The 12786-nt window shown below is 68.8% G+C and carries 13 protein-coding genes; 5 read left to right on the top strand and 8 right to left on the bottom strand.

Annotated elements, in window-relative coordinates; genetic code table 11:
- The first annotated feature begins 4 nt into the window (after positions 1–4).
- Both ACFJGU_RS07140 and ACFJGU_RS07145 read left to right on the top strand, forming a co-directional pair.
- Entirely contained in the window at positions 5–913 is a 909-nt protein-coding gene (locus tag ACFJGU_RS07140) for an alpha/beta fold hydrolase (protein WP_382308918.1), read from the top strand.
- Positions 914–915: 2 nt separating this feature from the next.
- Positions 916–1944: an Lrp/AsnC family transcriptional regulator gene (locus ACFJGU_RS07145; RefSeq protein WP_382308920.1), complete on the top strand. Its 1029-nt coding sequence runs from the start codon at positions 916–918 to the stop codon at positions 1942–1944.
- A 16-nt stretch (positions 1945–1960) separates the two neighbouring features.
- Here ACFJGU_RS07145 and ACFJGU_RS07150 read toward each other — a convergent pair whose 3' ends face one another.
- The 5 genes from ACFJGU_RS07150 to ACFJGU_RS07170 all read right to left on the bottom strand — a co-directional run bounded on the left by ACFJGU_RS07150 (position 1961) and on the right by ACFJGU_RS07170 (position 7267).
- Positions 1961–3367, bottom strand: coding sequence for a dihydrolipoamide acetyltransferase family protein (locus tag ACFJGU_RS07150; RefSeq protein WP_382308922.1), 1407 nt, complete (start codon positions 3365–3367; stop codon positions 1961–1963).
- 11 nt (positions 3368–3378) lie between these two features.
- Complete coding sequence (locus ACFJGU_RS07155; RefSeq protein WP_382308924.1) at positions 3379–4401, bottom strand: alpha-ketoacid dehydrogenase subunit beta; 1023 nt, start codon at positions 4399–4401, stop codon at positions 3379–3381.
- The gene (locus tag ACFJGU_RS07160) at positions 4398–5537 is read right to left on the bottom strand and encodes a thiamine pyrophosphate-dependent dehydrogenase E1 component subunit alpha (RefSeq protein ID WP_382308926.1); all 1140 of its coding nucleotides are present in this window, start codon (positions 5535–5537) and stop codon (positions 4398–4400) included. The genes ACFJGU_RS07155 and ACFJGU_RS07160 overlap by 4 nt, the downstream gene beginning before the upstream one ends.
- Complete coding sequence (locus tag ACFJGU_RS07165; RefSeq protein ID WP_382308928.1) at positions 5534–6625, bottom strand: histidinol-phosphate transaminase; 1092 nt, start codon at positions 6623–6625, stop codon at positions 5534–5536. Before ACFJGU_RS07165 ends, ACFJGU_RS07160 begins: the two co-directional genes overlap by 4 nt.
- A 75-nt stretch (positions 6626–6700) precedes the next feature.
- Complete coding sequence (locus tag ACFJGU_RS07170) at positions 6701–7267, bottom strand: GNAT family N-acetyltransferase (RefSeq protein WP_382308930.1); 567 nt, start codon at positions 7265–7267, stop codon at positions 6701–6703.
- A 62-nt stretch (positions 7268–7329) separates the two neighbouring features.
- On the opposite strand from ACFJGU_RS07170, the gene ACFJGU_RS07175 reads away from it, so the two are divergent.
- From ACFJGU_RS07175 to purB, 3 genes are all read left to right on the top strand, one after another.
- Positions 7330–7731, top strand: a complete 402-nt coding sequence (locus tag ACFJGU_RS07175) for a phage holin family protein (protein WP_382308932.1) — start codon at positions 7330–7332, stop codon at positions 7729–7731.
- Between the two features lie 39 nt (positions 7732–7770).
- Entirely contained in the window at positions 7771–8301 is a 531-nt protein-coding gene (locus tag ACFJGU_RS07180) for a low molecular weight protein-tyrosine-phosphatase (protein ID WP_382308934.1), read from the top strand.
- Between the two features lie 68 nt (positions 8302–8369).
- Entirely contained in the window at positions 8370–9764 is a 1395-nt protein-coding gene (purB, locus tag ACFJGU_RS07185; protein WP_382308935.1) for an adenylosuccinate lyase, read from the top strand.
- A gap of 14 nt (positions 9765–9778) precedes the next feature.
- Here purB and ACFJGU_RS07190 read toward each other — a convergent pair whose 3' ends face one another.
- From ACFJGU_RS07190 to ACFJGU_RS07200, 3 genes are read right to left on the bottom strand one after another with little or no spacing between them, the layout of a single operon-like run.
- Positions 9779–10030, bottom strand: coding sequence for a hypothetical protein (locus tag ACFJGU_RS07190; protein WP_374858316.1), 252 nt, complete (start codon positions 10028–10030; stop codon positions 9779–9781).
- Positions 10027–10614, bottom strand: a complete 588-nt coding sequence (locus ACFJGU_RS07195) for an HdeD family acid-resistance protein (RefSeq protein ID WP_382308937.1) — start codon at positions 10612–10614, stop codon at positions 10027–10029. The genes ACFJGU_RS07190 and ACFJGU_RS07195 overlap by 4 nt, the downstream gene beginning before the upstream one ends.
- 48 nt (positions 10615–10662) lie before the next feature.
- Entirely contained in the window at positions 10663–12762 is a 2100-nt protein-coding gene (locus ACFJGU_RS07200; protein WP_382308939.1) for an MMPL family transporter, read from the bottom strand.
- Positions 12763–12786: the final 24 nt, after the last annotated feature.

A 12786-nucleotide genomic window follows, 5' to 3' on the forward strand; every position in this document is an offset into this window, starting at 1 on the left:
ATCCATGACCGAGGTATCGCCCGAATTCGCGGCAGCCACCACCACCGCGCAGCGGGTCACCATCAACGGCAACGAACTCGCCGTCGAGGTGCTCGGCCCCGAGGGTGCGCCGGTGATCATCACCCACCACGGCGCTCCCGGCCTCGGCAGTCGCGCCGAGCCGCGTGCGAGCTTCGGGCGGCTCGCCGACGAGTACCGCGTGGTGGTGTTCGACGCGCGCGGTTCCGGCGAGAGCGAGGGCTCGGGCGAGTTCAGCCACGAGCAGTGGGCGGCCGACATCGACGGCCTCCGCGAGTGGATCGGCGCCGAGACCATCGTGATGGCCGGGGGCTCCTACGGCGGCTTCATGTCGATGGAGTACGCCATCCGTTACCCCGACCGGGTCACCGCGATGGTGCTGCGGGACACCTCGGCCGACAACGGCAACGCCCACCTGGCCCGGGAGAACGCACTGGCTTCCGATCGTGTCAGCATCGACATGGAGAAGTTCGACCGCATCGACGAGGGGCGCGTCGCCGACAACGACGATCTGCGCGACTGCTGGCGCGAGATCCTGCCGCTCTACGACTTCCACTACGACCCGGCTTCGGTCGAGAAGAAGGTCGCCGCCACCCCCTACCGCTACGAGGCGCACAACTACGCGTTCTCGAAGAACCTGCCGAACTACGACCTCAAGCCGCAGCTCCCGGGCGTCACCGCACCCACACTCATCACCGTGGGGCGCACGGATTGGATCACGCCGGTATCGTGTAGCGAAACCATCGCGAGCCTCATTCCCGATTCGGAGCTCGTGGTGTTCGAGAAATCAGGGCATTCTCCGCAGATCGAAGAGGTCGAGCTATGGACAGCAACAGTTCGGGACTTCTTGCACCGCGTAGCCCCGACGGGCAAGGACAGCACGACGGAGCTCTGACGGTGCGGGCACTCGACACCCTCGACGACCTCGATCGCCGCATCGTCGTCGCCATGCAGCACGACGGGCGGGCGAGCTGGCGGGCCATCGCCGAGATGGTCGGCTCGTCGACCGCCACGGTGGCGCGGCGCGGCCAGTCCTTGATCGCCTCCGGGGTCATCAAGGTCGCGATCAACCCGGCGCTCGGGGCGACCGGCCAGGTCGACTCCTTCTTCATCCGCATCAACTGCGCACCCGGAACCCAGCTCATGGTGGCCGAGCAGCTGGTGGCCCATGAAGACGTGCGCTTCATCACCGTGGTCACCGGGCAGTACGACATCATCGCCGAGCTCGTGGTGAAGGGCGGCGCGACCCACTACCCGCAGCTGCTCGAGGAGCTGCAGTCGATCCAGGGGGTCGAGCGCTGGCGCAGTGACCTCGTGATGCACATCTACAAGGTCTCGTTCGACTGGGGGCGCCAGCTCTTCGCCGACACCCTGGCGCTGCCGGATGCCGGCAACGACTTCGAGCGCTACGCCGAGCCCGAGAGTTGCAACCCGACCCACTTCGACGCTTCCGACTGGAAGATCATCGACGCGCTGCGCGACGACGGGCGCGAGACCTTCCAGGCCATCGCCGACCGGGTGGGCATGAACGAGTCGAGCGTGCGCCGCCGCTTCGAGCGGCTGCGCTCGTCGAAGTGCATCGACATCCTCACCCTGGTGCCGGCTCCGGCGCTCGGGATGGGGGCGGAGACGCTGCTCACGGTGAAGGTGACCCCGTCGCGGATGGACGCGGTGGCGCTCGAGCTGGCGAAGCATCCGGCCATCCGCTACCTCGCGGCCACGCTCGACGAGAACTCCCTGTTCTGCGAGGTCATCCTGCCCTCGACCGACGAGCTCTACGGGTTCATCACCTCGACGCTCTCGCAGCTGGACGGAGTGGAGGGCTGGACGGCCTCGATGGAACTGCTGTTCCTCAAGCGCGGCTTCATCGAGACACCGTGGTGGCGCAGCCAGGTCGCCCTGACGGAGAAGAAGCCCGCCGCCTGAGCCCGCTCCTCCCGACCTAGTCGAGCAGGAGAGCCGGCTCCTCGAGGATCGACGCGACGTCGGCCACGAAGCGGCTCGCCACGTCTCCGTCGACCACGCGGTGGTCGAAGCTCGCGCCCACCGTGGTGACGAAACGCGGCCGCACCTCGCCGTCGACCACCCAGGGCTTCTGCTTGATGGTGCCGAGCGCGATGATCCCCACCTCGCCGGGGTTGAGGATCGGGGTGCCGGTGTCCATGCCGAACACGCCGATGTTGGTGATGGTGATCGTGCCGTCGGCCATCTCGGCGGGCGAGGTACGGCCCTCGCGCGCGGTCAACGTGAGCTGCTCGAGCGACTCCGCGAGCTTCCGCATCGACATGTCCTGGGCGTCCTTGATGTTCGGCACGATGAGCCCGCGCGGCGTCGCCGCGGCGATACCGAGGTTCACGTAGTTGCGCACGATGATCTCTTTGTCGGTGAACGCCGAGTTGACCATGGGGTTCCGCTGCACGGCCCAGATCACGGCCTTCGCCATGATGAGCAGCGGCGACACCTTGACGCCCGCGAAGTCGGCCGAGGTCTTCAGCCGCTTGACGTACTCCATGGTGCGGCTGGCATCCACGTCGACGAAGAGCGACACGTGCGGCGCGGTGAACGCGCTGGCCACCATCGCCTTGGCGATCTGCTTGCGCATGCCCTTCACCGGGATGCGCTCCTCCCGCACGGGCGCCCATTGCGGCGTCTCGATGTTGTGGAAGACCTTCGCCTGGTCGGCGTGACGGATGACGTCGTCGCGCGTGATGTCGCCGATCAGCCCGGTGGGCGTGACCTCGTTGAGGTCGACGCCGAGGTCCTTCGCGAGCTTGCGGATCGGGGGCTTGGCGATCACCGGCACGCCGGGGATGGGCTGGTGGATGCGCGCCAGCCGCTGGGCGGGCGCCTTGGCATCCGGGGCCTCGCCGATGGCGGGGATGACGGCCGCGGCGCGGGTGCGGGCGGTGCGCCTACTGGCGACGTGCCCCTTGATGCCGTAGCCGACGAGCACGGCGCCCGACTTCTCCGCCTCGGGAGCGGGAGCGGGAACCGGGGCCTGCGCCTGCGCCGGGTTCGCCGGAGCAGCAGCCGCGGTGGCCGGCTCGGGCAGGCTGATCACGCCGAGGATCTCGGTGGCCGCCACGGCAGGTGGCGCTTCCTCCCCGTCGGTGGCGTCGACCGTGATGATCGCGGTCCCCACGTCGACGGTGGTGCCCTCGGCCACGAGGAGCCCTTCGACCACTCCGGCGAACGGCGACGGCAGCTCCACGAGCGATTTGGCCGTCTCGATCTCCACGATCACCTGGTTGATCTCGATGGAGTCGCCGGGCGCGACCTTCCACGAGACGATCTCGGCCTCGGTGAGGCCCTCGCCCACATCGGGCAGGTGGAACTGCGACGTCGTCATTGTCTGGATCCTCAGTAGGCCATGGCCCGGTCGATGGCCTCCATGACGCGGTCGGCGTCGGGGAGGAACAGTGTCTCGAGCTTCGCGGGAGGGAAGGGGGTGTCGAAACCGGACACCCGGAGCACGGGCGCCTGCAGCGAGTAGTAGGCGCGCTCCGCGACGGTGGCCGCGATCTCGGAGCCGACGCTGGCGAAACCGGAGGCCTCCTGCGCCACCACCAGTCGACCGGTCTTCGTGACGGAGTCGAGGATGGGTCCGTAGTCGACCGGACTGAGCGACCGCAGGTCGATCACCTCGGCGCTCACCCCCTCCTCCTGGGCGATCTCGGCGGCCTGCATGAGAACGCTCACCATCGCGCCATGGGCGAGCAGGGTGACATCCGTTCCGGTCCGCACGACACGACTGGCGTGCAGGGGTGCGGCGGTGCCGGCGAAGTCGACGGGGCCCTTGGGCCAGTAGCGGCTCTTCGGTTCGAAGAACATCACCGGGTCGTTGGAGGCGATGGCCTCCTGGATCATCCAGTAGGCGTCGTTCGGCGTCGACGGGCTCACCACGCGCAGTCCGGGGGTGTGCGCGAAGTAGGCCTCGGGGCTCTCCTGGTGGTGCTCGACGGCACCGATGTGCCCGCCGTAGGGCACCCGGATGACCACGGGCATCGAGAAGGCGCCCTGGCCGCGGTTCGTAAGCTTCGCGAGCTGAGAGGTGATCTGGTCGAAGCCGGGGTAGATGAAGCCGTCGAACTGGATCTCGCAGACCGGCCGGTAGCCGCGCAGGGCCAGTCCGATCGCGGTGCCGACGATTCCCGATTCGGCCAGCGGGGTGTCGATCACGCGGTCGCCGAACTCGGCCTGCAGACCCTCGGTGATGCGGAAGACGCCGCCGAGGGTGGCGATGTCCTCGCCCATCAGCAGCACTTTCGGGTCGTCGGCGAGCGCCTGCCGGAGCCCGGCGTTGAGGGCTCGCGCCATCGGCATCTCCTCGACGCGGGCGGCCGGCTTCGCGGTTCCGGCGGCGGTGGTGTCGATCGTGCTCATGCCTGACCCTCCTCGAATGAGGCTTCGTAGCGTTCCAGCCACAGTTTCTGCTCCGCCATCACCGGATGCGGCTCCGAGTACACGTGGTCGAACATCGTGGAGACCGGCGGCGGCGTCAGCGTCAGCGTGCGGTGCCGGATGTCGGACGCGAAGTCCTCGGCCTCGGTGCGCACCTCGGCGAAGAACGCGTCCGACTGGCCGAGCGAGCGCAGGTACTTCTCGAACCGGATGATCGGATCGCGTGACACCCAGTACTCGTACTCGGCCTCGTCGCGGTACTTCGTGGGGTCGTCAGAGGAGGTGTGGGCTCCGATGCGGTAGGTCAGCGCCTCGATGAACTGGGGGCCGCGGCCGGCGCGCGCGTCGTCGAGGTGCTTCGCCGTCACCGCGAAGCTCGCGAGCGCGTCGTTGCCGTCGATCTGCACGCTCGGGATGCCGAATCCGCGCGAGCGCAGGTAGAGGGGGGTACGCGACTGCACCCGCACCGGCACCGAGATGGCCCACTGGTTGTTCTGCAGGAAGAAGACGTTCGGCGTCTGGCTCGACGCCGAGAACACGAAGGCCTCACTCACGTCGCCCTGGGAGGTGGCGCCGTCTCCGAAGTAGCAGAGCACGGCGGCATCCACCTCGTCGTCGCCGGTGCCCACCACGCCGTCGCGCTGCATGCCCATGGCGTAGCCGGTGGCGTGCAGGGAGTGCGAGCCGATCACCAGGCAGTAGCCGTGGAAGTTGCCGTTCGTGGGGTCGGTCGGATCCCACCCGCCGTGCGTGTTGCCGCGGAGGAGTTCCACGATCGAGAGCACGTCGATGCCGCGCACGAGACCCACAGCGTGTTCGCGGTAGGAGGGGAAGATGTGGTCCTGCGGCTTGGCGGCGAAGGCGGAGCCCACCTGGGCGGCCTCCTGGCCCTGGCTCGGCACCCAGAGCGCCATCTGGCCCTGACGCTGGAGGTTCGTGCCCTCCTGGTCGAAGCGCCGCACCACCGCCATGTGCCGGTAGAACTGGGCCAGGTCGGCCTCGCTCAGCCGGTCGAGGTAGGGGGCGTACTCCTCGGCCGAGGCGCTGGGGGCGAACTCACCCTCGGCATTCAGGAAGTGGACGGTGTCCGTCCGGGTCTCGCTGACGACGTCGGTCATCGGATGAGCCTCGCAATCTCTTCTGCGGCGGCGAGCACGTTCTCGACCGATTCCTCTTCGCCGATCGTCAGACGAACGCCGTCGGGCAGGTAGGCGCGCGCGATGATGTCGTGGGCGCGGAAGACCTCGAGGGCCTCCGCCGTGCGTGCGCCGGTGGGGAACCAGACGAAGTTGCCGTGGGGGCGGGGGATGTCCCATCCCTGCTCCTGGAGCGCCCGCCACACCACCTCGCGCCGGGCGGCGATGTTGGCCACGCGCTCGTGCAGCTCCTGGCTGCGGTCGAGCGAGGCGATGGCGGCCACCTGGGCGTGGTCGGTGAGGCTGAGCGGCATGATCGTGGTGCGCGCGGCACCGAGGATCGCGGCCGGCCCGATGCCGTAACCGATGCGCAGGCCCGCGAGCCCGTAGGCCTTCGAGAAGGTGCGCAGGATCACGAGGTTCGGGTAGCGCCGCACCAGTTCGCGACCGTTCACCGCATCCTCGTCGGTGATGAACTCGGCGTAGGCCTCGTCGAGGATGACGAGCACGTCGGTGGGCACTGCGGCCATGAAGGTCTCGAACTCGGCCTTCGTCACGATGGTGGAGGTCGGGTTGTTGGGTGAGTTCACGATCACGAGCCGCGTGCGGTCGGTGACCGCCGCGGCCATGGCCACCAGGTCGTGCCGGTGGTCGGGGGTGTTCGGCACCGGAACCGCCGTGGCGCCCGGGAGCACCGTCATCCACGGGTACACCTCGAAGGAGCGCCAGGAGTAGACGACCTCGTCGCCGTGACCGGCCGCGGCGAGCGCGAACTGCACCAGCAGCGCCACCGAGCCCGCGGCCACGATCACTTCGTCGGTCTCGACGCCCCACTCCTTCGCCAGGCGCGCCGTGATCTCCGGTGCCGCGGCGTTCGGGTAGCGATGCAGCTGGCGGGTGGCGGCGTCGACAGCCTCCAGCACGCCGGGCAGCGGGTCGAAGGGGTTCTCGTTCGACGAGAGCTTGAACCCGGTCGGCGCGGCCAGCCCCTGCTTGTAAGCGGGGAGCGCGAGGATCTCGGGGCGCATCTTCACAGGGAAGTGCAACGGGGTACCGGGGTCGGAACTCATCCGTTCATCTTAGTTCGCGCTGTGAAAGCGCCCCTGGAATATGTTCGGCGGTCGTTCAGGCTCGTCCGGGCCCGGTCAGGCCCGCCACTCCTCGGCGAGCATCGCGAACACGAGGGTGTCGGTCCACTCCTCCTTGAACCACTCGTCCTGCCGGAAATGCGCCTCCTGACGCATTCCGAGCCGATGCAGAAGACGAGCGGATGCCTCGTTGCGGGCATCGAGGCGGGCGATCACCCGGTGCAGGCCGAAGTCGTCGAACGCAAGGCCCAGCACGGCCCGTGCGGCTTCCGTCGCGTAGCCCCGGCCGGCCACGTCGGCGGCCATCGCGTAGCCCAGCTCGCCCCGGGCATCCGTCTCGCTGTCGTACTTCAGCAGCACCTCGCCGATCACGCGTCCCGTGTCGCGCACCTGCATCGCCAGCACCAGCCATTGGCCGGGTTCGAACACCACGCCCTGGTGGGTGCGCGATTCGAGGGCGGCGCGCGTCTCGTCGAGCGTCCGCACGGGCCAGGGGATGTAGCGCACCACCTCGGGGTCGGAGTGGTAGCGGTGGAGATCGTCGAGGTCGGCCATCCGGTGCGGCCGGAGGTCGAGGCGTTCGGTTTCGACGGGGTACTCGGGTGCCCAGGGGATGCGGACCATGCTCCGACTCTGCACCCGCCGGGGGCGTTTCGCGAAACGCGGCGGTCTGGGATAGTGGGGGCATGCGCAGATTCCTGGTCTCCCTCGTCGCGAACGCGATCGCTCTCTGGCTCACCACGCTGATCGTCGGGGGCGTGAAGGTCGACTCCTTCGGCACCGACGACGGAGTCCTCTCCACGGTGCTCACCTATCTGTTCGTCGCGCTCATCTTCGGCCTCGTGAACGGCATCATCGGCACGGTGATCCGGGTGGTCGCCTTCCCGCTCTACATCCTCACGCTCGGGCTCATCTCGCTGATCGTGAACGCGCTCCTGCTGCTGCTGTCGGGCTGGATCTCGCAGCTGTTCGGATTCGGCCTCATCGTCGAGAACTTCTGGTGGGCGATCCTCGGCGCGCTGGTGCTCGCCATCCTCGCCGCCATCATCGGCGCGATCCTGCGCCCCCTGGCCGGGCGCCGCTCGTAGTCCTCTCCGCGCTGCGGGCCGGATGAGAGAATGGAGACCATGTCCCACGACGCCGACGAGCCGCAGAACGACGCGTTCCGCATCTCGATGGTCTGCACGGGTAACATCTGCCGTTCCCCGATGGCCGAGATCGTGCTGCGCGATCTCGTGGAGAAGGCCGGGCTCGGCGATCGGGTGATCGTGAGCTCGGCGGGCACGGGGGAGTGGCATGTCGGCGAGCACGCCGACCCGCGCACCATCGCGGCGCTCGAGTCGCGCGGCTTCGACGGCAGCCGGCACCGCGCCCGGCAGTTCGACCCGGACTGGTTCGATTCGCTCGATCTGGTGGTGGCACTCGACCGCAGCCACGAACGTGTGCTCCGCTCCTGGGCACGCACCGACGAAGACCGCTCGAAGGTGCGGTTGCTGCTCGGCTTCGACCCGGAATACGCGGGCCGATCGGATGTCCCCGACCCCTACTACTCCGACGCGGCGATGTTCGACTCGGTGCTCGCCATGATCGAGCACTCCTGCCGCGCTCTTCTCCGCCAGCTCGAGCCGGCCTTCCGCCGGTCGCGGCTCGCGCTCTGACCGCTCCTCCCGTTCCGCGGCATCCGGCCGCCCGACCGACCCACCGCCTCACCACCTGGAAGGGCTCCATGCCTCCTCTGCCCCCTCAGCCCCTCAGCCCGCTCGACGGCCGCTACCGCCCCGCGGTCACCGAACTCGGCGAGTTCCTCTCCGAAGCCGGCCTCAACCGGGCCCGGGTGCACGTCGAGATCGACTGGCTGCTCTACCTCACCGACCACTCGATGTTCGGCTCCTCACCCCTCGACCCCGAGCTCTCGCGCCGACTGCGCGCGGTGATCCAGGACTTCGGCCAGGCCGACATCGACCAGATCGCCGAGCTGGAGGCCACCACGCGCCACGACGTCAAAGCGGTGGAGTACTACGTGCGCCGCAAGCTCGCCGATCTCGGTCTGAACGAGATCGCCGAGCTCACCCACTTCGGTGCCACGAGCGAGGACATCAACAACCTCTCCTACGCGTTGACCATCCGCGAGGCCGTCACCGAGGTGTGGCTGCCCGCTTTCGACGCGGTGATCGCCGAACTGCGAGCGCTGGCCTTCGCGCACCGCGACGACGCGATGCTCGCCCACACGCACGGCCAGCCGGCCACGCCCACCACGATGGGCAAAGAGTTCGCCGTCACGGTGCACCGCCTCTCGCGCGTGCGGTCACAGATCGAAGCCACCGAGTACCTCGGCAAGTTCTCGGGTGCCACCGGCACCTTCGCGGCCGACCTCGTCGCCGATCCGTCCGCCGACTGGCAGGCCATCTCACGCGGCTTCGTCACCTCGCTCGGCCTCGAGTGGAACCCGCTCACCACGCAGATCGAGTCGCACGACTGGCAGGCGGAGCTCTACAACCGCATCAGTCACGCCAACCGCATCCTGCACAACCTCTGCACGGACGTCTGGACCTACATCTCGATGGGGTACTTCACCCAGATCCCCGTCGCGGGCGCCACCGGCTCCTCGACGATGCCGCACAAGATCAACCCGATCCGCTTCGAGAACGCCGAGGCCAACCTCGAGCTGTCGTCGGCCCTCCTCGACTCGCTCGCCGCGACGCTCGTGACCTCACGGCTGCAGCGCGACCTCACCGACTCCACCACGCAGCGCAACATCGGGGTGGCACTCGGGCACTCGCTGCTCGCGCTCGACAACATCCGCGGCGGCCTCGGTCAGATCTCCCTGAACACGGATGCTCTCGCCGCCGACCTCGACGCCAACTGGGAGGTGCTCGGCGAAGCCATCCAGACCGTGGTGCGCGCCGAGGTCACGGCAGGTCGCTCCTCCATCGCCGACCCCTACGCCCTGCTCAAGGAGCTCACGCGCGGCCGCCGCATCGGCCAGGCGGAACTCGTCGAGTTCGTGCAGGCCCTCGACATCGGCGACGAGGCCAAGGCCCGCCTCGTGGCACTCACCCCGGCAACCTACACCGGCCTGGCCTCCCCGCTCGTCGACCACCTCCAACCGCCCGTCGAGTGACGCGGACCGTCGTTTCAGTGAGCTGAGGGCTTGGGCTCTTCGTCGTCGTCGATCTCGTGCTGCTCGGCGTCGTTCGGCTTGATCGAGAGCGAGAACATCGCCATGATCACGAGCGAGACGATGAAGGCCACCCCGAAGAAGATCAACGCGAGGATGATCTCGCGCGTCGACAGCAGCACCACCAGTCCGACGAAAAGGGACATGACGGCGGACAGGACGAGCAGTTCGACCGGCTTCAGCCGATCGCGCCTCGAGGGTTGGTTCACGATGTCTTTCCAGTGGGTACGGACCCGTTAGCGGGTGACGGCTGGGTTCCCCAGCGCAGGGAGAGCCCTGCGATCACGAGGAACAGCCCGACGATGGCGGCGTAGGCGCCGAACATCCCGACGGCGAACACCGGGTCGGTCGGGAAGAAGATCAGCACCAGGGCGAACACCACGGTGAGCGCACCGACGATGGCCCAGTCGCGGCTCGCGGGGTTCTTCGAGTGCCGCAGGCCCGAGTAGAGCTCGAGGAACCCGCAGATGGCGGAGTTCATGGTGGCGCAGAACAGGAAGAAGCCGAGGCCGCCCGCATTGAACGCGAGCGCGAGGGCGCCGAACAGCACGTTCGAGACGCCCTGGATGAGGAAGATGACGCGCGTCGACTTCTCGGGCACCGTGCGCCAGGACAGCGTGCCCACGATGACGCCGGAGACGATGGCGAAGACGCCGTACGCGAGCAGACCCGCCTGGGCGGAGTGGTTCGGCGAGAAGGTGATGACGAGGGCGGTGACGATGAACGGCACGGCACGGGCCACGGGCACACCCCAATAGGGTGACCGCACGGTCGTGCGGGGAGAGTCGGTCACTCCGGGGGCCTCGATTCAGGTCGTGCTCGTCCCCCTAGTTTATTGCGCTCAGGCTGAGTGCCTCGCGAGTGCCGGATGCGACGGCCACCAGAAGCGGTCACCGGTGAGGAACACCAGGGCCGGCACGAGCACCGTGCGCACCACGAGGGTGTCGAGGAGAACCCCGATGCAGACGATCACGCCGATCTGGGTGAGCGCCACCACGGGCAGCACGCCGAGCACCGCGAACACCGCGGCGAGCAGGATGCCGGCACTCGTGATCACCCCGCCGGTCGAGCTCAGGGCGCGCACCATGCCCTCCCGGGTGCCGTGCCGCACGGTCTCCTCCCGGGCGCGGGTGGTGAGGAAGATGTTGTAGTCGACCCCGAGCGCCACCAGGAAGAGGAACGCGAAGAGGATGACGTTGGAGTCGAAGGCCGGGAAGCCCAGCACGTTCTGGAACAGCACGTTCGATGCGCCGAGGCTCGCGAAGAAGGTGGCGAGCACGCTCGCGATGAGCAGCACGGGCGCCACCAGCGAGCGCAGGAGCAGCGCCAGGATGGTGAAGACGATGGCCAGGATCAGCGGGATGATGAGCGCCTGGTCGGCCGCCGCCGCCGTGTTCGTGTCGAGCGCGGTGGCATCGCTGCCGCCCACCAGGGTCTCGCTCACGTCTCCGGCGGCGCCCGCGTAGGCGTCCCGCAGGTTCTCGATCGTGGTGAACGCCGCCTCGCTCTCCGGCTCACTCGCGAGCGAGACGTCGAGGCGGGTGAGGCCGCCCGAGCTCTCTCCGGGCCGGACGGATTCGACGCCCTCCACACCTTCGGCGATGGTGGTGGCGTCGGCGACCGCGTCGTCGGGGGTGAGCACGATGGTCTGGCCGGTGAGACCGGCCGAGAAGGAGGCGTCGATGACCTCCTGGGCGGCCACCGATTCAGGGTCGCCGAGCAGCTGATCGGTCTGCGAGAGGCCTACGCGGTAGCCCGAGAGCCCGAGAGCCAGCACGCCGATGCCGAGGGTGGCGACGATCGCCACGACGGCCGGGCGACGCGCGACCCCGCGGCCGAGGCGCATCCACACGCCCGGCTTCGTCGCCGCGTGGTGATGCGCGTCGCCGCTCTCGTCAGGAGCCGCCACCGCCCGCGGCACGAAGGGCCAGAACAGGCCGCGTCCGCAGACCACGAGCGCGGCGGGCAGCACGAGCAGGGCGAAGAGGATGGCGATGACCACACCGATCGCGCACGCGAAGCCGAGGGCGCGGTTGCCTGCGAGCTGGGCGAAGAGCAGTGTGAGCAGGCTCAACGCCACCGTGCCGCCGCTCGCCGCGATGGCGGGACCCGCGCTCGTGACCGCGGTGAGCATGGCCTTGTGGCGGTTCTGCTCCCGGGTGAGCTCTTCGCGGTAGCGCGCCACGAGAAGGAGGGCGTAGTTGGTCCCGGCTCCGAACACGAGCACGCTCAGGATGCCGCCGATCGACGCGTCGATGGTGATGCCGAGCGGCTCGGCGAGCGCCGTCACCACGATGCGGGCGAGACCGTCGGCGAGGCCCACGACGGCCAGCGGCACGATCCAGAGCACCGGGCTGCGATAGGTGATGATCAACAGCACCGCCACGACGATCACGGTCACGAGCAGCAGCCGGAAGTCGGCGCCGGCGAAGGCGTTGGAGATGTCGGCCTGGAAGCCGATCGGCCCGGTCAGGAGGGCGGTGAGCCCGTCGGGCAGATCGGTGCTCGCTGCCGCGCGCAGCTCGGTCGCCGTCGCGGCGATGTTCTCCTGGTTCTCGGTCGCGTCGAGGGGGACGGCGACGAGCGCGGCCGTTCCGTCGTCGCTGAACTGGGGCACGACGGCCTGCGGTGCGATCGACTGGTCGGCGAGCGTGCCCGCGTTGGCCGTGATGGCCGCTTTGTCGGCGTCGGTGAGCGCGGCGCCGTCGCGGCTCCACACCAGGATTCCGGCGGTCGTGTCGGCGCTGGGGAAGTCGGCGAGCAGAGCGGTCACCTGTGCGGCCTCGCTGGAGTCCGGCAGGCCGCTCGGCGGGTAGCTGTCAGCGGCGCTCTTCGGTAGCAGGGCGAACAGGGCGGCGATGGCGACGACGGCCAGTCCCAGCGTGATCCAAGCGGTGCCGCGGGCGGTCAATCCGCTCACGAATCGGGCGATCGCGCGCATCCGGTGCACTCCTCCTCGTTTTGC

It is taken from the genome of Herbiconiux sp. UC225_62, from assembly GCF_042694625.1.
In the GTDB taxonomy this organism is placed as follows: Bacteria; Actinomycetota; Actinomycetes; order Actinomycetales; family Microbacteriaceae; genus Herbiconiux.

Bases quoted from the DNA above. Each gene is read 5' to 3' on its own strand.
- ACFJGU_RS07140 (WP_382308918.1), top strand. From the start codon at position 5: ATGACCGAGGTATCGCCCGAATTCGCGGCAGCCACCACCACCGCGCAG.
- ACFJGU_RS07150 (WP_382308922.1), bottom strand. From the start codon at position 3,367: ATGACGACGTCGCAGTTCCACCTGCCCGATGTGGGCGAGGGCCTCACC.
- ACFJGU_RS07155 (WP_382308924.1), bottom strand. From the start codon at position 4,401: ATGAGCACGATCGACACCACCGCCGCCGGAACCGCGAAGCCGGCCGCC.
- ACFJGU_RS07160 (WP_382308926.1), bottom strand. From the start codon at position 5,537: ATGACCGACGTCGTCAGCGAGACCCGGACGGACACCGTCCACTTCCTG.
- ACFJGU_RS07165 (WP_382308928.1), bottom strand. From the start codon at position 6,625: ATGAGTTCCGACCCCGGTACCCCGTTGCACTTCCCTGTGAAGATGCGC.
- ACFJGU_RS07170 (WP_382308930.1), bottom strand. From the start codon at position 7,267: ATGGTCCGCATCCCCTGGGCACCCGAGTACCCCGTCGAAACCGAACGC.
- ACFJGU_RS07175 (WP_382308932.1), top strand. From the start codon at position 7,330: ATGCGCAGATTCCTGGTCTCCCTCGTCGCGAACGCGATCGCTCTCTGG.
- ACFJGU_RS07180 (WP_382308934.1), top strand. From the start codon at position 7,771: ATGTCCCACGACGCCGACGAGCCGCAGAACGACGCGTTCCGCATCTCG.
- purB (WP_382308935.1), top strand. From the start codon at position 8,370: ATGCCTCCTCTGCCCCCTCAGCCCCTCAGCCCGCTCGACGGCCGCTAC.
- ACFJGU_RS07200 (WP_382308939.1), bottom strand. From the start codon at position 12,762: ATGCGCGCGATCGCCCGATTCGTGAGCGGATTGACCGCCCGCGGCACC.